The 17,016-nt window shown below is 62.0% G+C and carries 15 protein-coding genes; 10 read left to right on the plus strand and 5 right to left on the minus strand.

Going from position 1 to position 17,016, the window contains the following annotated elements:
* Window positions 1–1,902: 1,902 nt before the first annotated feature.
* Together QF118_RS18325 and QF118_RS18330 are read left to right on the plus strand one after the other, a co-directional pair.
* On the plus strand, window positions 1,903–2,439 hold the full coding sequence (locus QF118_RS18325; RefSeq protein ID WP_282300478.1) for a TadE/TadG family type IV pilus assembly protein: 537 nt from the start codon (window positions 1,903–1,905) through the stop codon (window positions 2,437–2,439).
* A 12-nt stretch (window positions 2,440–2,451) separates the two neighbouring features.
* Complete coding sequence (locus QF118_RS18330) at window positions 2,452–3,108, plus strand: TadE/TadG family type IV pilus assembly protein (RefSeq protein ID WP_282300479.1); 657 nt, start codon at window positions 2,452–2,454, stop codon at window positions 3,106–3,108.
* 66 nt (window positions 3,109–3,174) lie between these two features.
* Here the strand turns inward: QF118_RS18330 and QF118_RS18335 are convergent, their stop codons facing one another.
* Window positions 3,175–3,657: a hypothetical protein gene (locus QF118_RS18335; protein WP_282300480.1), complete on the minus strand. Its 483-nt coding sequence runs from the start codon at window positions 3,655–3,657 to the stop codon at window positions 3,175–3,177.
* A 120-nt stretch (window positions 3,658–3,777) separates the two neighbouring features.
* On the opposite strand from QF118_RS18335, the gene QF118_RS18340 reads away from it, so the two are divergent.
* Entirely contained in the window at window positions 3,778–4,230 is a 453-nt protein-coding gene (locus QF118_RS18340) for a methylated-DNA--[protein]-cysteine S-methyltransferase (RefSeq protein WP_282300481.1), read from the plus strand.
* A gap of 4 nt (window positions 4,231–4,234) precedes the next feature.
* Here QF118_RS18340 and QF118_RS18345 read toward each other — a convergent pair whose 3' ends face one another.
* On the minus strand, window positions 4,235–5,068 hold the full coding sequence (locus tag QF118_RS18345; protein ID WP_282300482.1) for a prephenate dehydratase: 834 nt from the start codon (window positions 5,066–5,068) through the stop codon (window positions 4,235–4,237).
* A gap of 123 nt (window positions 5,069–5,191) precedes the next feature.
* Here QF118_RS18345 and QF118_RS18350 point away from each other — a divergent pair, with 123 nt between their 5' ends.
* The 5 genes from QF118_RS18350 (at window position 5,192) to QF118_RS18370 (ending at window position 11,590) form a co-directional block, all read left to right on the plus strand.
* Complete coding sequence (locus QF118_RS18350) at window positions 5,192–5,707, plus strand: c-type cytochrome (RefSeq protein ID WP_282300483.1); 516 nt, start codon at window positions 5,192–5,194, stop codon at window positions 5,705–5,707.
* A gap of 211 nt (window positions 5,708–5,918) precedes the next feature.
* Window positions 5,919–7,811, plus strand: coding sequence for an extracellular solute-binding protein (locus tag QF118_RS18355; RefSeq protein WP_282300484.1), 1,893 nt, complete (start codon window positions 5,919–5,921; stop codon window positions 7,809–7,811).
* Window positions 7,812–7,817: 6 nt separating this feature from the next.
* A complete protein-coding gene (locus QF118_RS18360) occupies window positions 7,818–8,891 on the plus strand; it encodes a microcin C ABC transporter permease YejB (RefSeq protein ID WP_282300485.1) in 1,074 nt (357 codons plus the stop codon).
* 3 nt (window positions 8,892–8,894) lie between these two features.
* Window positions 8,895–10,001, plus strand: a complete 1,107-nt coding sequence (locus QF118_RS18365) for an ABC transporter permease (protein WP_282300486.1) — start codon at window positions 8,895–8,897, stop codon at window positions 9,999–10,001.
* Complete coding sequence (locus QF118_RS18370) at window positions 9,998–11,590, plus strand: ABC transporter ATP-binding protein (protein WP_282300487.1); 1,593 nt, start codon at window positions 9,998–10,000, stop codon at window positions 11,588–11,590. The genes QF118_RS18365 and QF118_RS18370 overlap by 4 nt, the downstream gene beginning before the upstream one ends.
* Window positions 11,591–11,653: 63 nt before the next feature.
* Here the strand turns inward: QF118_RS18370 and hemN are convergent, their stop codons facing one another.
* The gene (hemN, locus tag QF118_RS18375) at window positions 11,654–13,009 is read right to left on the minus strand and encodes an oxygen-independent coproporphyrinogen III oxidase (protein ID WP_282300488.1); all 1,356 of its coding nucleotides are present in this window, start codon (window positions 13,007–13,009) and stop codon (window positions 11,654–11,656) included.
* A gap of 62 nt (window positions 13,010–13,071) precedes the next feature.
* On the opposite strand from hemN, the gene fnrL reads away from it, so the two are divergent.
* Window positions 13,072–13,818: a transcriptional regulator FnrL gene (gene fnrL / locus QF118_RS18380; protein WP_282302511.1), complete on the plus strand. Its 747-nt coding sequence runs from the start codon at window positions 13,072–13,074 to the stop codon at window positions 13,816–13,818.
* Window positions 13,819–13,860: 42 nt separating this feature from the next.
* Here fnrL and QF118_RS18385 read toward each other — a convergent pair whose 3' ends face one another.
* A complete protein-coding gene (locus QF118_RS18385; protein ID WP_282300489.1) occupies window positions 13,861–14,211 on the minus strand; it encodes a DUF1428 domain-containing protein in 351 nt (116 codons plus the stop codon).
* Window positions 14,212–14,356: 145 nt separating this feature from the next.
* Window positions 14,357–15,196, minus strand: coding sequence for a universal stress protein (locus QF118_RS18390; protein ID WP_282300490.1), 840 nt, complete (start codon window positions 15,194–15,196; stop codon window positions 14,357–14,359).
* A gap of 201 nt (window positions 15,197–15,397) precedes the next feature.
* On the opposite strand from QF118_RS18390, the gene ccoN reads away from it, so the two are divergent.
* Window positions 15,398–17,011, plus strand: a complete 1,614-nt coding sequence (gene ccoN, locus QF118_RS18395; RefSeq protein WP_282300491.1) for a cytochrome-c oxidase, cbb3-type subunit I — start codon at window positions 15,398–15,400, stop codon at window positions 17,009–17,011.
* Window positions 17,012–17,016: the final 5 nt, after the last annotated feature.

A 17,016-nucleotide genomic window follows, 5' to 3' on the forward strand; every position in this document is an offset into this window, starting at 1 on the left:
AGATCAAATGGCCCAATTTTGGCCCTGTTTTCCGAGCATAAACTGAGCATCGAAATGTGTGCCCAGTGGCTTACACCCAGTATTTTCCTGGGGGGAAGGTAACGGAATGAAAATGGTTTTGAACGCGCTGAAAGAGGGGGCAAAGCTGCCCGCCCCCGCAACCGCATCCGCTTCGGGCGGCTGGCTGGGTCGTTTCTGGGCGGACGAGTCCGGAAGCATGTCGTACTTCGCTGTTGCGGGCGCCCTGGTGATGATGGTCTTTGGCGGCATCGGGATCGACATGATCCACGCCGAGCTGAAGCGCAACAAGGTGCAGAACACCCTGGACCGCGCCGTGCTGGCCGCCGCCAACGTCGACAACGAAATGGACCCGACCACGACCGTGCAGGAATACTTTTCCGCCATGGGGATGGCGGATGCCCTGCAATCGGTCGAGGTGACCGAAGGCACCGGCCGCCGCGAAGTGAAGGCCACCGGGCATGTCACCATGCCGTCGAACCTGATGGGGCTGATTGGGGTCGATACCCTGCAGGCAGACGGCGCCGCGACCGCTTTGAACGGTATCGGGAACATCGAAATCTCGCTGGTGCTGGACGTTTCCGGCTCGATGAGCGGAACCAAGATCGAACAGCTCAAGACGGCTGCGAAATCCTTTGTCGACACCCTGATTCCGGCGGATGCCACGGATACGCTGATCTCGATTTCGCTTGTACCCTACAACGCGACCGTGAACATGGGCGAAGACCTGGCCAGCTATTTCAACCTTGAAGACGCACACCCGTTTTCCTACTGCGCGACTTTCTCGGCCTCGGATTACGGCACGCCGGCGGTCAACACGATCGACCAGCTGACGCAGATCGGCCACTTTGACCCCTATTCCGGCGGCATCACGAACAGTTCGCCCTGGTGCCCGACCGGTGACACCTCCCGGATCGTTCCGCACAGTTCGGACCCCGAGTTCCTCAAGGCGCAGATCGATGCGCTTACGGCCAACGGCAACACCGCGATCGACCTTGGCGTAAAGTGGGGCGCGTCCCTGCTGGACCCCAGCGCCCGCCCGATCATCGACTCGATGGTCAGCTCTGGCGCGATGGACACCCTGCCGACCCCACGCCCTGCCGCCTATACGGACAGCGAAACGCTCAAGTTCATCGTGGTGATGACCGATGGGCAGAACACTTCGCAGTACGATCTCAAGGACGCCCGCAAATACGGCATGTCGAACGTCTGGGTTGACGACCATGGCACTGCCGATATGTCGGACGACCGCTATTCGATCAAGCTGATCGACCGCGCGGGCGACAGCAACGACCTGTACCTGTGGACGCACCTGAAAAACTCCAACCCCTCGGGCGCCTTCAAGTCGACGCCCTACAGCTGGACGCTGAACGACCCGCTGTACAACGTGACGAACACGGTTGCCTCGACTGTCGGCAATGCCATCCCGAACGCGAATGCCTTGGCCAACGCCAACTGCAACGCTTCGTTCCTGACCTGTGCGGCGCAGAACCTGTATCATTTCACCCGGGGCGGCGGACCGCGCCAGATGGAAAATATCGAACTGCACGCCCGCCTCAAGACTGCTGCGGTCGGCAACGAATACTACTGGTTCGCCTATTCCAAGGGCAAGATCACCTACCAGCAGTACCTTGATGCCTATTACGCTTACGAAGTGATCCAGAACGACGACCAGGCAGACAGCAACCTGTCCTCCGTCTGCTCGGCGGCCAAGAGCGAAGGCGTGGTGATCTATGCCATCGGCGTCGAAGCCCCGTCCCGCGGTCTGGCCGCCATGCGCGACTGCGCCTCGTCCCCGGCCCATTACTTTGACGTGCAAGGCAGCGACCTGGACAGCACCTTCAGCCAGATCGCGCGTACCCTCCAAACCCTGAGGTTGATCCAATGATGTGTTTTGTAAAGAAGGCCCTGCGCGGCTTTGCCAGGGATGAAGCGGGCTCGATGGTGGTTCCCTTTGCCCTGTGGACCCCGGTTTTCCTTGGTCTGATCCTGTCGGCGGTCGAACTGGGCACCGTGACGGTCCGCCAGACGGCGCTGGAACGGGCACTGGACGACGCTGTGCGCGATCTGCGCCTGGACGTGGCCTCGGACGTGTCGCATGACGCGCTCAAGTCCCGGATCTGCCAGGGCGCCGCCATCCTGCCCGGCTGCGAAGACATGCTGCGCCTCGAGATGGTGTCGCTGGACATGCGGTCCTGGAGCGCACCGCCCACCCATGCCGACTGCGTCGATGTCAGCCAGGAGGTGAACCCGGTGCGCGGGTTCTACCGTGGCGGCGAACAGGCGATGATGCTTTTGCGCGCCTGCTACAAGTACCAGCCGATCACCCCGGCGGGCACGCTCAGTTCCAGCCTGGCCAAGGACGACGCCGGTTATACCGCCATCGTCGCCGCCACCGCCTTTGTTCACGAACCCCTGTAAAGGAACGGATCCATGTCACTTGTAAAACCGACCCGTCTCCTGTCCTCGACCATCGCGCGCTTTCGCCGCGACCAGGAAGGATACGTGACGCTGGAAGCGATCATCGTGATGCCTGTGCTGCTGTGGCTTTTCGCGGCCTGCTGGGTCTATTTCGACGCCTTCCGCCAGCAATCCGTGAACCAGAAAGCGAACTTCGTGATCTCGGACATGCTGTCGCGTGAAACCAACGAGATCGACGACACCTATGTCGACAGCGCCTATGAACTGCTCAGACTGCTGACCCAGGCCGAGGCCACCGGCACCGCGCTGCGCCTGACCCTGGTGGAATACAACGCCAAGAAGGCCGATTGGGAGTTTCTCTGGTCCGACACGCGCGGCGGCCAGACCGCGCTGAACAACGGCGATATGGGGGGCTATCAGAACCGCCTGCCCAGCGCGATGGACGGCGATCAGCTGATCATCGTCGAAAACTGGGATGACCATAACCCGGTCTTCAAAGTGGGCCTGAACCCCTTTACCATCACCGCCTACAGTTTCACCCGCCCGCGCTATGCCCCCCAGATGGTGATCGCCGGACTGAACGGTAACAACGGCTGGGGCAATGGTGACCAGGACGCGCCGGGCGGATCGCTTTGCAACAACAACGCCGAGAACGCGACCAGCTGCTGATATCCCGCGCGCCCTTGCCGGGTCTGACAGGACCATGACCCCGATTGCCCCCTGCGGCGGTCGGGGTCAGACCTTGCCTTCGCGCTGCGCCAGACGCAGGGTCATGATATCGGCCATCGGCTTTGTGTGCCCGCCCGAGGTGACGCCCCCAACCGCGACCCGCCGACCGATGCGCCACCAAAGGCCCGGACGCCAGGCGCGCGGCCGCGGTTCCTTGAGGATCAGAAGGAAGCCGTTCGACGGCTTCATCGCAAAGGGCGACCGATCGACCTTGGCGACCTCGTCCATCAGGGCCAGCACCGTGCCGGTGTCTTCGAACAGCCCCTCTTCGGTCAGGATCAGCTGGATGCCGGTGGCCTTCCACATCATCTGGCTGGCCCACAGCGCGAACAGCCCGAACAGCACCAGCACCGCCTGCCAAAGGACGCTGTCCATCGGCGTTGCCAACCCGACATAGAGCAGCAAGCCCCCCAACCCCAAAAGCGCGCCAACCCCGATCATGCGCCGCGGCGCCGAGGCACCGATCCGCGCCAGTTCTTCCTGCTCCATCGAAGCCCCCTGTTTTGCTGATCCAGCCTTTAGCGCGATTGTCAGGCGAAGGGAAATGCCTTGCGGTGGGGGGCGGGGCAGTTAGGCTTGGACCCTGGTCACAGGACAAAAGGTGCCCCCTTGCCCGAACGCAGCCTTGATACCCCGATCGGCCGCCTGACCGTCACCGAAGACCAGGGCGCCCTCACCCGTCTGGCATGGGGCGGCGACGCCGACGACGACAGCCCCCTGTTGCGCCGCGCCGAAGACCAGGTACTGGATTTCCTTGCCGGCAGGCGGCAGGTCTTTGATCTGCCGCTGCGGGTCGATGCCAGCGATTTCCAGCGCCGCGTCTGCGACGCCATGCTGGCCATTCCTTATGGCGAAACAAGGCAGTACGGCGATCTGTCCAGGGCGCTGGGGGTACCGGCCCAGGCCATCGGGCAGGCCTGCGGAGGCAACCCCCTGCCGATCCTGATCCCCTGCCACAGGGTTCTGGGGGCCAGGGGGCTGGGCGGGTTTTCCGGCGGCACCGGGATCGAGACCAAGGTTTGGCTGCTGCGCCTCGAAGGCGCGGCCTCCTTGTTGATCTGATCGGTCAGTCCCGGCGCGGGTCGCGCGGATAGACCCCAAGGATGTCCAGCATCGAGGTAAAGTAATCCAGCTCTTCCAGGGCCAGCTTGACGCCCGGATCTTCGGGGTGGCCTTCGATATCGGCGTAGAACTGCGTTGCGGTAAAGGACCCGCCGACCATGTAGCTTTCCAGCTTGGTCATGTTGACGCCATTGGTGGCGAATCCCCCCATCGCCTTGTACAACGCGGCGGGAATGTTGCGGACCTGAAAGACAAAGGTCGTCATCATGCCATGATCGCCCCGGCGCGAGAAATCGGGCTTTTTGCCCATGATCAAAAAGCGCGTGGTGTTGTGGGCGTGGTCCTCGATGTGGCGCGCAAGAATGTGCAGGCCATTGGTTTGCGCCGCCAGATCCGAGGCAAGCGCCCCCGCCGTGCGATCCTGCGTGGCGGCGATGTCAGCCGCCGCGCCGGCGCTGTCGGCCGCCGCCTCGCCGCGGATGCCATAGCGGGTCAGGTAATCGCGCGCCTGCGGCAGCAGCACCGGATGGGCGCGCACCACCTTGAGGTCTTCGATCTGCACGCCTGGAAGGGCCATCAGGCTGATATGCACCCGCACAAAGGCCTCGTCGACGATGCGCAGCCCGCTTTCCGGCAACAGTCGGTGAATGTCGGCCACGCGCCCGTAGGTGGTGTTTTCCACCGGCAGCATCGCCAGTTCGGCCTTGTCGCTGCGCACCGCGTCGATCACGTCCTCGAAGGTCTTGCAGGGCAAGGGCGTCATGTCCGGACGGGCGTTGGCGCAGGCCTCGTGGGAATAGGCGCCCAGCTCTCCTTGAAAGGCGATAAGCTTGCTCATGGCTGACATTCCTTGAGAAATATTGGGGATCGGGCGTTTGGTCGCGGCTTCTATACCTTGCCATAAGCGAAGGGAAGCCGTAGATACCCGCCCGAACCAAGTTTCAGACGAACAGGGCTTCTCATGCTGGATACGATGACTCTTACCAAGATCGTGGGCGGTGTCTGCGGCGCATTTTTGATCTTTCTGCTGGGCAAGTGGGGCGCTGAATTGCTGTACCACACCGGCGGCGGCGGTCATGGCGACGAAGTGCACGCGGCTTACGTGATCGAAGTTGGCGGCGGCGAGGAGACTGGTCCCGTCGAGGAAGTCGACTTTGCGACTCTCATGGCTTCGGCCGATGCGGCCAAGGGCGAAAAGGTGTTCGGCAAGTGCCGCGCCTGCCACAAGATCGACGGCACCGATGCAACCGGTCCCCACCTGAACGGTGTGGTGGGTCGCGCCATCGGCAGCGTCGCGGGCTTTGGCTATTCCGGCGCGCTGAACGCAATCGGCGATGTCTGGTCCCCCGAGCACCTGAGCACCTTCCTCGCGGACCCCAAGGGCTCCGCGTCCGGCACCTCGATGAGCTTCAAGGGCCTGCCCAAGGCAGAAGATCGCGCAAACCTGATTGCCTATCTCGACAGTCTCGGCGGCTGATCCGCCCGATGGCTTGACAAAATCAAGGGCCGCACCTGTCCGGGTGCGGCCCTTTTTTTCATGGCCCCGCCCGACACGGCCGTCTTGCCGCGCACGAAGCGCGCCGCATCGGTCACGTTTACGCAATCTCAACTTGATCAATGCCAGTCTAACACCAATAACTTGGTTAACAGGCCATGAATGGCCGCCGACGAAACAAAGGGGAGAGCACATGAAACGAACCGATGCCCGCGCCCAGGCCATCCGGGCCCTGCCCGCCCGCAGCTTTGCCATTGGCGCCTTGTCCGCCTTGGTTCTGGCCTTTGGCGCGTCGATGACGCTGGCCCAGGACACCATCAAGGCGCACGGCGTTTCGACCTTTGGCGATCTGAAATACGGCGCCGATTTTCCCCATTTCGACTATGTGAACCCCGATGCCCCCAAGGGCGGCGAATTTTCGACCTGGGCTTTTGGCACCTTCGACAGCCTGACGCCCTATATCCTCAAGGGCAACGCGGCGGCGGGGGCGACGGTGTTCTATGACACGCTGATGACCGGCAACCTCGAAGAACCCGACGCGATGTACGGGCTTGTCGCCGCCAGCATGGAGTACCCGGAAAACCGCGAATGGGTGATCTTTTACATGCGCCCCGAGGCGACGTTCAGCGATGGCACCCCGGTGACCGCGCAGGACGTGGTGTTTTCCTTTGAAACCCTGCGTGACAAAGGCCGCCCCAGCTACAAGACCACTTTCCAGTATTTCACCGGCGCCGAGGCGATCGACGATCACACGGTCAAGTTCACCTTTGACCCCACTGGCCCGCTGCGCGAACTGCTGATGACGGCCGGTGGCATCCCGATCCTGTCCAAGGCCTATTACGAAACCGTCGACTTCACCGAAAGCAGCCTGACGCCGCCGCTTGGCTCGGGCGCCTACCTGCTGGATGCGGTCGATCCCGGCCGCTCGGTGTCCTACAAGCGGCGCGATGACTATTGGGCCAAGGACCTGCCCGTGAACATCGGCCACAACAACTTTGACATCATCAAGTTCGAGTATTTCTCGGACTACACCACCGCCTTCGAGGCCTTCAAAGGCGGTGCCTACCTGTTCCGCGAAGAATACTCGTCCAAGGAATGGGGCACTGGTTACGACTTCCCGGCGCTGACGGCGGGCCATGTGATCAAGGAAAACCTGGCCGATGGTCGCCCCGCCGGCACCCAGGGGTTCTGGTTCAACATGCGCCGCGACAAATTCCAGGACCCGCGCGTGCGTGAAGCCATCGGTATGGCCTTCAACTTTGAATGGTCGAACGAAAGCCTGTTTTACGGACTGTATGAACGCACTGACAGTTTCTGGGAAAACTCGCCCACACTTCAGGCCAGCGGCATGCCCTCCGAGGCCGAGCTGGCCCTTCTGGAACCGCTGCGCGAATACTTCCCCGAAGAGGTGTTCACCGAACCGGCCTTTGTGCCGGCCACCTCCTCGGCCAGCGACCTGGCAGACCGCCGCGCCTTGCGCCAGGCGGGCAAGATGCTGGAAGAGGCCGGTTGGGAAGTGGGCAGCGATGGCTTTCGCTACAAGGACGGCCAGAAACTGACGCTTGAGGTGCTGAACGACAGCCCCAGCTTTGATCGCATCATCAACCCCTATATCGAGAACCTCAAACGCCTGGGCATCGACGCCAGCGCCAACCGCGTGGACGCCGCCGAGGCGCAGGAGCGTGAAAAGAATTTCGACTACGACATGGTCACCCAGCGGTTCGCCATGTCGCAGACGCCGGGTGATGAATTGCAGCAGATCTTTGGCTCGGCCAGTGCCGACACGCCCGGGTCGGTCAACGTGCCGGGCCTGAAAAACGAAGGCGTCGACAAGCTGATCCGCATCATCGCCGACGCCCAGTCGCGCGAGGAACTGGATGTCGCAGTGCGCGCGCTGGACCGCGTGCTGCGGTCGATGCACATCTGGGTGCCGCAGTGGTACAAGGGCGTGCACAACATCGCCTATCGCGACGTCTTTGGCCGCCCCTACACCGACACCCCGCCGCCGCTGTCGATGGGCGAAAGCTCGATCTGGTGGTGGGATGAGCAAAAGGCGCAAAAACTGCGCGACGCCGGGGCGCTGTAAACCGCAATGGGCGCCTATATCCTCAGACGGCTGTTGCTGATCATTCCGACCCTGCTTGGGATCATGATCATCAACTTTGCCTTGGTGCAGTTCGTGCCCGGCGGTCCGATCGAACAGATCATCGCCCAGATCGAGGGCGAAGGCGACGTGTTCCAGGGCATCGCCGGCGGCGGCGGAGAAGTCGCCGGAGCGGGCGAGGATTCGGTCGGCCGCCGCGGGCTTCCGCCTGAATTCATCGCCCAGTTGGAAAAGGAATTCGGCTTTGACAAGCCGCCGCTGGAACGCTTTCTGAACATGCTGTGGAACTACATGCGCCTCGATTTCGGCGAGAGTTATTTCCGTTCGATCAGCGTGATCGACCTGGTGATCGAAAAGATGCCGGTGTCGATCAGCCTTGGCCTGTGGTCGACGCTGATCGCCTATATCATCTCGATCCCGCTGGGCATTCGCAAGGCGGTCAAGGATGGCAGCAGCTTTGACACATGGACGTCGGGCGCGATCATCGTGGCCTATGCCATCCCCGGGTTCCTGTTCGCCATCTTGTTGCTGGTTCTGTTCGCGGGCGGCAGTTACTGGCAGATCTTCCCGCTGCGGGGGCTGACATCGGACAACTTCGACCAGCTCAGCCTGATCGGCAAGATTGGCGATTATTTCTGGCACATCGCGCTGCCGGTCATTGCCTCGACCATCTCGGCCTTTGCGACGCTGACCCTGCTGACCAAGAATTCGTTCCTGGACGAGATCAAGAAACACTATGTCATGACCGCCCGCGCCAAGGGGCTGAGCGAGCGGCGCGTGCTGTACGGCCATGTCTTTCGCAATGCCATGCTGATCGTTATCGCGGGCTTTCCGGCGGTCTTCATCGGCGTCTTCTTCTCGGGCTCGCTGATCATCGAGACGATCTTTTCGCTCGACGGTCTGGGCCGTCTGGGGTTCGAGGCCGCCGTGGCGCGCGACTACCCGGTGATCTTTGGCACGCTGTTCATCTTTGGCATGATCGGGCTGGTGGTGAACATCCTGTCCGACCTGATGTATGTCCTTGTCGATCCGCGCATCGACTTTGAAAAGCGCGAGGGATAAGCCATGGCCCTGTCCCCCCTGAACCAGCGCCGCTGGCGCAACTTCAAACGCAACCGCCGCGCCTTCTGGTCGCTGTGGATTTTCCTGTTCTTCTTTGTCTTGTCGCTGTTCGCCGAGTTCATCGCCAACGACAAACCCTTTCTCGTGAACTATCGCGGCGACTATTACACCCCGATCTTCAACTTTTACCCCGAAACGGAATTCGGCGGCGATTTCAAGACCGAGGCCGCCTATCGCGACCCCGAGGTGAAATGCCTCATCAAGACCGGTGGCATCGAAGATTGTTTTGACGACCCCGAGGGGCTGATCGAAGCGGTGGACAGGGGCGAAACCCTGGATGGCGATTTCCACAAGGGCTGGATGATCTGGCCGCTGATCCCCTACAGTTTCAACACCCCTGTCGATCGCCCCGGCGCGGCCCCGCTGCCGCCCAACAGCCAGAACTGGCTGGGCACCGATGATACCAAGCGTGACGTGGTCGCCCGCGTCATCTATGGCTTTCGCCTGTCGATCCTGTTCACCCTGATCGTCACCGTCTGCGCCAGCCTGATCGGCGTCGTCGCAGGGGCACTTCAGGGCTATTTCGGCGGCTGGCTTGACCTGATCTTTCAACGCCTGATCGAGATCTGGGGCGCGACGCCGTCGATCTATGTCATCATCATCCTCTTCGCCATTCTAGGGCGAAGTTTCTGGTTGCTGGTGGTGCTAACGATCCTGTTTGGCTGGACGGCTCTTGTGGGTGTGGTGCGCGCCGAATTCCTGCGCGCGCGCAATCTGGAATACGTCCGCGCCGCCAAGGCGTTGGGCGTGTCCAACTGGAAAATCATGTTCCGCCACATGCTGCCCAACGCCATGGTCGCCACCCTGACCATGCTGCCCTTTATCGTCACCGGCACGATCAGCACGCTTGCCGGGCTTGATTTCCTGGGCTTTGGCCTGCCCTCCTCCGCACCCTCGCTGGGCGAGCTGACCCTCCAGGCCAAGCAGAACCTGCAGGCCCCCTGGCTGGCCTTTACCGCCTTCACGGTCTTTGCCGTGATGCTGTCGCTGCTTGTTTTCATCTTCGAGGGCGTGCGCGACGCCTTTGACCCAAGGAAAACCTTCGCATGAGCAATATTCTCGAAGTGAAGGACTTGACGGTGTCGTTCCGCCAGGACGGCCAGACCAACATGGCGGTCAAAGGCGTGTCCTTTACCGTCGGGCGCGGCGAAACCGTGGCCTTGGTGGGCGAAAGCGGATCGGGAAAATCGGTCACGGCGCTGTCCACCGTGTCGCTGCTGGGCGATTCCGCCACCGTCGGCGGATCGGTCCTGTACGAAGGCCAGCAGATGATCGGCGCCTCGGACAAGCTGCTGCGCAAGGTGCGCGGCAACGACATCAGCTTCATCTTTCAAGAGCCGATGACCTCGCTCAACCCGTTGCACACGCTGGAAAAGCAGCTGGCCGAAAGCATCGCCCTGCACCAGGGCCTGACTGGCGACGCGGCGCGCGCCCGGATCATCGAACTGCTGAACAAGGTCGGCATCCGTGATCCCGAAAGCCGCCTGTCGTCCTATCCGCACCAACTGTCCGGCGGTCAGCGCCAGCGCGTGATGATCGCCATGGCTCTTGCAAACGGGCCTGAACTGTTGATCGCGGACGAGCCGACCACGGCGCTGGACGTCACCATTCAGGCGCAGATCCTGCAACTGCTGGCCGACCTCAAACAGACCGAGGACATGAGCCTGCTGTTCATCACCCATGACCTGACCATCGTGCGCAAATTCGCCGACCGGGTCTGTGTGATGAAGGATGGGGAAATCGTCGAACAGGGCGCCACGCGCGAGATTTTCGCCACCCCCCAGCACCCCTACACGCAAATGCTGCTGTCCGCCGAAAGCACCGGCCTGCCGGATCCCGTGGACGCCGGGGCCGAGGAAATCGCCCGCACCGACCACCTCAAGATCTGGTTTCCGATCCAGGAAGGCCTGCTGAAACGCACCGTCGGCCAAGTCAAGGCGGTCAATGATGCCTCGATCGCGGTACGGGCCGGGGAAACCATCGGCATCGTCGGCGAAAGCGGATCGGGCAAGACGACTCTGGCTCTGGCCATCATGCGCCTGATCGGGTCCGAAGGTGGCATCACCTACCGCGGCCAGGATGTGCGCGGCTGGTCCACCAAGGAATTGCGCCGCCTGCGGTCGGAAATGCAGATCGTCTTTCAGGACCCCTTTGGCAGCCTGTCGCCGCGCATGACCTGCGAACAGATCATCGCCGAAGGGCTGGGTGTGCACGGATCGCCCGATGGCCGCCCCTTCCGCGAAGCGGTGACCGACGTCATGCGCGAGGTCGGGCTTGATCCGGCCACCATGCATCGCTACCCGCATGAATTCTCGGGCGGGCAACGCCAGCGCATCGCCATCGCCCGCGCCATGGTGCTGCGGCCGCGCCTGGTGGTACTGGACGAACCGACCAGCGCGCTGGACATGACGGTGCAGGTGCAGATCGTCGAGCTGCTGCGCAACCTGCAGCGCAAATACAACCTTGCCTATCTGTTCATCAGCCACGACCTGAAGGTCGTGCGCGCCATGAGCCACAAGGTCATCGTGATGAAACAAGGCGACGTGGTGGAATACGGCGACGCCGAGGATGTCTTTGAAAGACCGCGCACGGACTATACCAGAACGCTGCTTTCGGCGGCCTTCGACATCGCCGTCTGACTCTCCGCGGGACGGTGGGTGGGGCGACGCTCTGCAAGAGCGAGCGCCAGCCTCCGTTCCGGTTCAGATGGCCGAACTGTGCCCCGCCTTGCTCAGGTCATAGGCATCAAAGGCCCGCGCCACGATCCGCGTCAGGGGACGCACCGCAGGCGGAATGAACAGACCTTCCTCGGTGACCACCAGCAGGTTGTCGAACTCGGCCCTGGCCTTTTCGATCATGGCGAACAGCGCCTCGCGCGAGATGTCGAAATCGCGCAGGATTTCCTCGGCGTCGATGCGGAAATCGCACATGACCATCTCGATCAGACGGCTGCGCAGCAGGTCCTGCCCCTTGAAGGTATGCCCCCGCGAGGTTGAAAACTTGCCTGCCCGGATTGCCGTCGTATGCGCCGAGGTCGCCGGCGCATTCTGGGCAAACCCTTGCGGGAACCGCGAAATCGACGATGCCCCCACCCCGATCAGCGCCGCGGCGGTGTCGTCGGTGTAGCCCTGGAAATTCCGGCGCAGCTTGCCGGTCTTCTTGGCGATGGCCAGCCCGTCAGAGGGCTGCGCGAAGTGGTCGATGCCGATTTCCTCGTAGCCATCCCATTTGAACAGCCGCTGCGCCGTCTCGAACAGGTCCAGCCGTTCTGTCGGTGTCGGCAGCGCATCCGAAGGGATCATCTGCTGGCGTTTCGCCATCCAGGGCACATGCGCATAGCCATACAGCGCCACGCGGTCCGGGCTGAAGCTCAGCAGTTTTTGCACCGTTTCGGTGATGCGCGCCTGTGATTGGTGCGGCAGTCCAAACAGGATATCGGCGTTCAGGCTGGCCACGCCGCGATCGCGAATCAGGTCCACGGCCTTGCGGGTGATCTCGTAGCCCTGCGGACGCCCGATGGTTTCCTGAATTTCAGGATCAAAATCCTGAACCCCGATCGACGCGCGGTTCATGCCGCCTGCGGCCAGCACGTCCAGGCGCGCGCCGTCGATTTCATTCGGGTCAATCTCGACCGAAAACTCGGCACCTTCGGAAAAATCTGCGGTTTCGCGCACCGCGTCGATCAGCGATTTCATCATGTCCGGCGACAAAAGCGTCGGCGTGCCGCCGCCCCAATGCAACCGCGACAGCGTCACGCCCCGTGGCAAATGCCTGCGCAGCAGGGCCAGTTCGGCCTTCAGCGTCTCGACATATGCTTCGACAGGGGCCAAGGTGGATGTACCCTGAGTGCGGCAGGCGCAGAACCAGCACAACCTGCGGCAAAAAGGGACATGCAAATACAGAGAAATCTCCCCATCTTGGGGAAGAGCCTCGATCCATCGCGCATAGCTTTCCGGCCCCACATCGCCGGCAAAATGCGGCGCTGTCGGATATGAGGTGTAACGCGGTACTTTCGCGTCGAAAAGGCCCAGTCGGGCAAGTTGTGTTCGCGTGTCCATGCGCGTACAGTTATGAGCATCGAAGGAGCACCACCTTGACTCAGATCAACACGAGCAAATCGATGCTGAATGAAAAAAGCCTTGCCATCGCCCAACAGTGCGACAGCTGCCCGATCCGCCATCGGGCCGTTTGCGCGCGCTGCGAGACGGATGAACTGGAGCGGCTGGAAGAGATCAAGTATTACCGCAAGTTCGAGGCCGGCCAGACGGTGATCTGGTCCGGTGACCGGATGGATTTCGTCGGCTCGGTCGTGTCCGGGATCGCCACCCTGACCCAGACCATGGAGGACGGCCGCACCCAGATGGTCGGTCTGCTGCTGCCCTCTGATTTCGTCGGCCGCCCCGGGCGCGAGGCCGCCGCCTATGACGTGGTCGCGACCACCGATCTGGTCATGTGCTGTTTCCGCAAGACGCCGTTCGAGGACATGATGGGCCGCACGCCCCATATCGCCCAGCGTCTTCTGGAAATGACCCTGGACGAACTGGATGCGGCACGCGAATGGATGCTGGTGCTGGGTCGCAAGACCGCGCGCGAAAAGATCGCATCGCTCTTGTCGATCATCGCGCGGCGCGATGCGACGCTCAAGGTAAAGGGATCCGAAGGGCCGTTGGTCTTTGACTTGCCCCTGACGCGCGAAGCCATGGCGGACTACCTTGGCCTGACTTTGGAAACCGTCAGCCGCCAGATTTCTGCCCTGAAAAAGGATGGCGTCATCCACCTTGAGGGCAAGCGCCACGTCACCGTTCCCGACATGGCCCGCCTGCTGGACGAGGCCGGAGACGACGCCGACGGCGGCATCTTTTCCTGACAGCGACCGGATGGGCAGCGCCCTGGCGCTGCCCAAATTGGTTCACAGGCTGACGATCTGATCGAATCCGCCGAACACCATGCGTTTTCCGTCAAAGGGCATGTCGAACATCACCTGCCAGCGCGGATCGGTCTCCATCGAGGCCCAGCAGGCATCGCAGGTCGCCTTGTCAGGCCAGGTGATCCAGGAAAACACGATCTTTTCCCCCGGCTCGCGTTTGACCGCCATCGGAAAGGACGTGTGTTCGCCATCCGGCACGTCTGCTTCCCATGTTTCGACCATGCTGGTGGCGCCGTATTCCTTGAACAACGGCCAGCTGGCCTTTGCCTTGTCTATATAGATGTCTTTCTTGTCCTCGGGCACCGGGGCAAGAAAACCGGAAACATAGGCCATCGGAACTCTCCTGTTGCGTTCCGACAGGCTAGCAGATCGCCGAAATGCCACAAGCCCGCGCGCAAACCGCCAAGGCCGGGCCCGACGGGACGGTGGGCGGGGCGATGCTCTGCAAGAGCGAGCGCCGTCCCGCCGTGTCCCGTCTTCAGTGGGCCATCAGGACCGTGACGCTGGCTTGCTCCAGCATGTTGCGGGTCGCACCGCCCAAGATCGCCTCGCGGAACCGCGAATGGCCATAGGCCCCCATCACCACCAGGTCGGCGTCGATGTCGCGCACATGACGCATCAGCACGTCCGACACCCGCGGCATGGTCTTGGACAGAACGTCGATCTCGGCCTTCACGCCGTGACGGGCCAGGTATTGCGACAGCAGGCCACCCGGATCCGACCGGTTCGGCCCGTGCTGCGGCGGGTCGATGACCACCACGTGCACCGCATCCGCGCCGCGCAGCACCGGCAGCGCAGCCCGCACTGCCCGCAGCGCCTCCGAGCTTTCGTTCCAGCCGATCACCACCCGCTTGGGCTGGGTCGGAGGTTCGACATCATCGGGCACCACCACCACGGGCACCTGCCCTTCGAACATGGCCCCTTCGATGACCGGTTCCAACTCCACCCCACGCTCCTTGCCATAGGGCTTTGGCAGCACCACCAGGTCCGAGAACCGCGCCCGCGCCGCCACGTGGCGACCGATGTCGGCCAGTTGCGCAACCCCGTGGTCAACCCCCCAGCGTACATCGAACCGGCCCAGAATGGCGCGTGTCTTTGCGGCCAGGTCCTCGGCCTCTTTGGTGGCGCGGGTCAGGGTTTCCTGCAGGACCATGGCGTTGGCGCCGGCATAATAATACCCGGTCTGGGTGCGATCGACGCCCAGGCACAGCACATCCAGATGCGCATCGGCCCCAATCGCAACGGCGGCGGCATGTGAAACGGTGCTTTCGGCCAGCCCCGGATCGGTTACAACGGTTAGGATAGACTTATAGCTCATGGCGTTTCCTCGGTCAGACGCTGCATTCTGATACCAGACTAGCGGCGCGCGGATCGCCGCACCTTGATACGCGTCAAGCCGCATCGCAGCATCCATTGATGCAGATCAAGGTCGTCTTTGATCTAACCGCGCAAAACGCACACAGTCTAAAAACCGCCTGCCGGGAATCCGAATCGTGCAGGAAAGACGAAGGGACGAACAATGTTGAACTATATCAAGCTTATCGTGCTTGGTCTGGTGGCGATCTTTGCGATGATCGCAGCCAGCTACGCGCGCGACTTGGCTTACCAGGTACACGCGATAATCATCCTGCTGGTTGCAGCAGGACTATTCCTGTGGACCCTGCGCCATACGGATGAACCCGTGCCCGCGACACCCGTCGCGAACGAATACATGGACGGCGTCGTGCGCGCCGGCGTGATCGCAACCGCCTTTTGGGGCGTCGTCGGCTTTCTGGTCGGGACATTCATCGCCTCTCAGCTGGCTTGGCCGGTGCTCAACTTTGATTGGGCTCAGGGCTACTCCAACTTCGGGCGCCTGCGTCCGCTGCACACCAGCGCCGTGATTTTTGCCTTTGGCGGTAACGCCCTGATCGCGACCTCGTTCTACGTGGTCCAGCGCACCAGTGCTGCCCGCCTTTGGGGCGGCAACCTTGCCTGGTTCGTCTTCTGGGGCTACCAGCTGTTCATCGTGCTGGCGGCAACCGGCTATCTGCTGGGCTCGACCCAGTCCAAGGAATACGCCGAGCCCGAGTGGCACGTCGACCTTTGGCTGACCATCGTCTGGCTGTGCTATCTGGCTGTCTTCGTCGGTACAATCGTCAAGCGCAAAGAGCCGCACATCTACGTGGCCAACTGGTTCTACCTGTCGTTCATCCTGACCGTCGCCATGCTGCACGTGTTCAACAACCTGTCGATCCCCGTGTCGATCTGGGGTTCCAAATCGGTCCAGGTCTTCTCGGGTGTGCAGGATGCCATGACGCAGTGGTGGTATGGCCACAACGCCGTGGGCTTTTTCCTGACCGCGGGCTTTTTGGGCATGATGTACTACTTTGTTCCCAAGCAGGCCGAACGCCCCGTGTTCAGCTACAAGCTGTCGATCATCCACTTCTGGGCGCTGATCTTCATCTATATCTGGGCCGGTCCGCACCACCTGCACTATACCGCGCTGCCTGACTGGGCCTCGACCCTTGGCATGGTGTTCTCGATCGTTCTGTGGATGCCCTCCTGGGGCGGCATGATCAACGGTCTGATGACGCTTTCGGGCGCATGGGACAAGCTGCGCACCGACCCGGTGATCCGCATGATGGTGATCTCGATCGGTTTCTACGGCATGTCCACCTTCGAAGGTCCGATGATGTCGATCCGCGCAGTCAACTCGCTGTCGCACTACACCGACTGGACCATCGGTCACGTCCACTCTGGCGCACTTGGCTGGAACGGCATGATCACCTTTGGCGCGCTGTACTATCTGGTGCCGAAACTGTGGAACCGCGAACGTCTGTATTCGCTGTCGCTGGTGTCCTGGCACTTCTGGCTGGCCACGATCGGCATCGTTCTTTACGCGGCATCCATGTGGGTGACCGGCATCATGGAAGGCCTGATGTGGCGTGAAGTCGATGCCAACGGTTTCCTCGTGAACTCTTTCGCCGACACCGTGAGCGCCAAGTTCCCGATGTATGTGGTGCGTGCCCTTGGCGGAGGCCTGTTCCTCGGCGGAGCCATGATCATGTGCTACAATCTGTGGATGACCGTTAAGCGTTCGCCGGCTGTCGAAGCCAGCGCCGCCTCGGCCCATGCCACGCCGGCCGAATAAGGAGG

Origin of the sequence: Tropicibacter oceani, from assembly GCF_029958925.1 — a bacterium.
Classification (GTDB): Bacteria; Pseudomonadota; Alphaproteobacteria; order Rhodobacterales; family Rhodobacteraceae; genus Pacificoceanicola; species Pacificoceanicola oceani.

Bases quoted from the DNA above. Each gene is read 5' to 3' on its own strand.
- QF118_RS18370 (WP_282300487.1), top strand. From the start codon at position 9,998: ATGAGCAATATTCTCGAAGTGAAGGACTTGACGGTGTCGTTCCGCCAG.
- QF118_RS18330 (WP_282300479.1), top strand. From the start codon at position 2,452: ATGTCACTTGTAAAACCGACCCGTCTCCTGTCCTCGACCATCGCGCGC.
- hemN (WP_282300488.1), bottom strand. From the start codon at position 13,009: ATGGACACGCGAACACAACTTGCCCGACTGGGCCTTTTCGACGCGAAA.
- QF118_RS18335 (WP_282300480.1), bottom strand. From the start codon at position 3,657: ATGGAGCAGGAAGAACTGGCGCGGATCGGTGCCTCGGCGCCGCGGCGC.
- fnrL (WP_282302511.1), top strand. From the start codon at position 13,072: ATGCTGAATGAAAAAAGCCTTGCCATCGCCCAACAGTGCGACAGCTGC.
- QF118_RS18390 (WP_282300490.1), bottom strand. From the start codon at position 15,196: ATGAGCTATAAGTCTATCCTAACCGTTGTAACCGATCCGGGGCTGGCC.
- QF118_RS18345 (WP_282300482.1), bottom strand. From the start codon at position 5,068: ATGAGCAAGCTTATCGCCTTTCAAGGAGAGCTGGGCGCCTATTCCCAC.
- ccoN (WP_282300491.1), top strand. From the start codon at position 15,398: ATGTTGAACTATATCAAGCTTATCGTGCTTGGTCTGGTGGCGATCTTT.
- QF118_RS18365 (WP_282300486.1), top strand. From the start codon at position 8,895: ATGGCCCTGTCCCCCCTGAACCAGCGCCGCTGGCGCAACTTCAAACGC.
- QF118_RS18325 (WP_282300478.1), top strand. From the start codon at position 1,903: ATGATGTGTTTTGTAAAGAAGGCCCTGCGCGGCTTTGCCAGGGATGAA.
- QF118_RS18355 (WP_282300484.1), top strand. From the start codon at position 5,919: ATGAAACGAACCGATGCCCGCGCCCAGGCCATCCGGGCCCTGCCCGCC.
- QF118_RS18360 (WP_282300485.1), top strand. From the start codon at position 7,818: ATGGGCGCCTATATCCTCAGACGGCTGTTGCTGATCATTCCGACCCTG.
- QF118_RS18350 (WP_282300483.1), top strand. From the start codon at position 5,192: ATGCTGGATACGATGACTCTTACCAAGATCGTGGGCGGTGTCTGCGGC.
- QF118_RS18385 (WP_282300489.1), bottom strand. From the start codon at position 14,211: ATGGCCTATGTTTCCGGTTTTCTTGCCCCGGTGCCCGAGGACAAGAAA.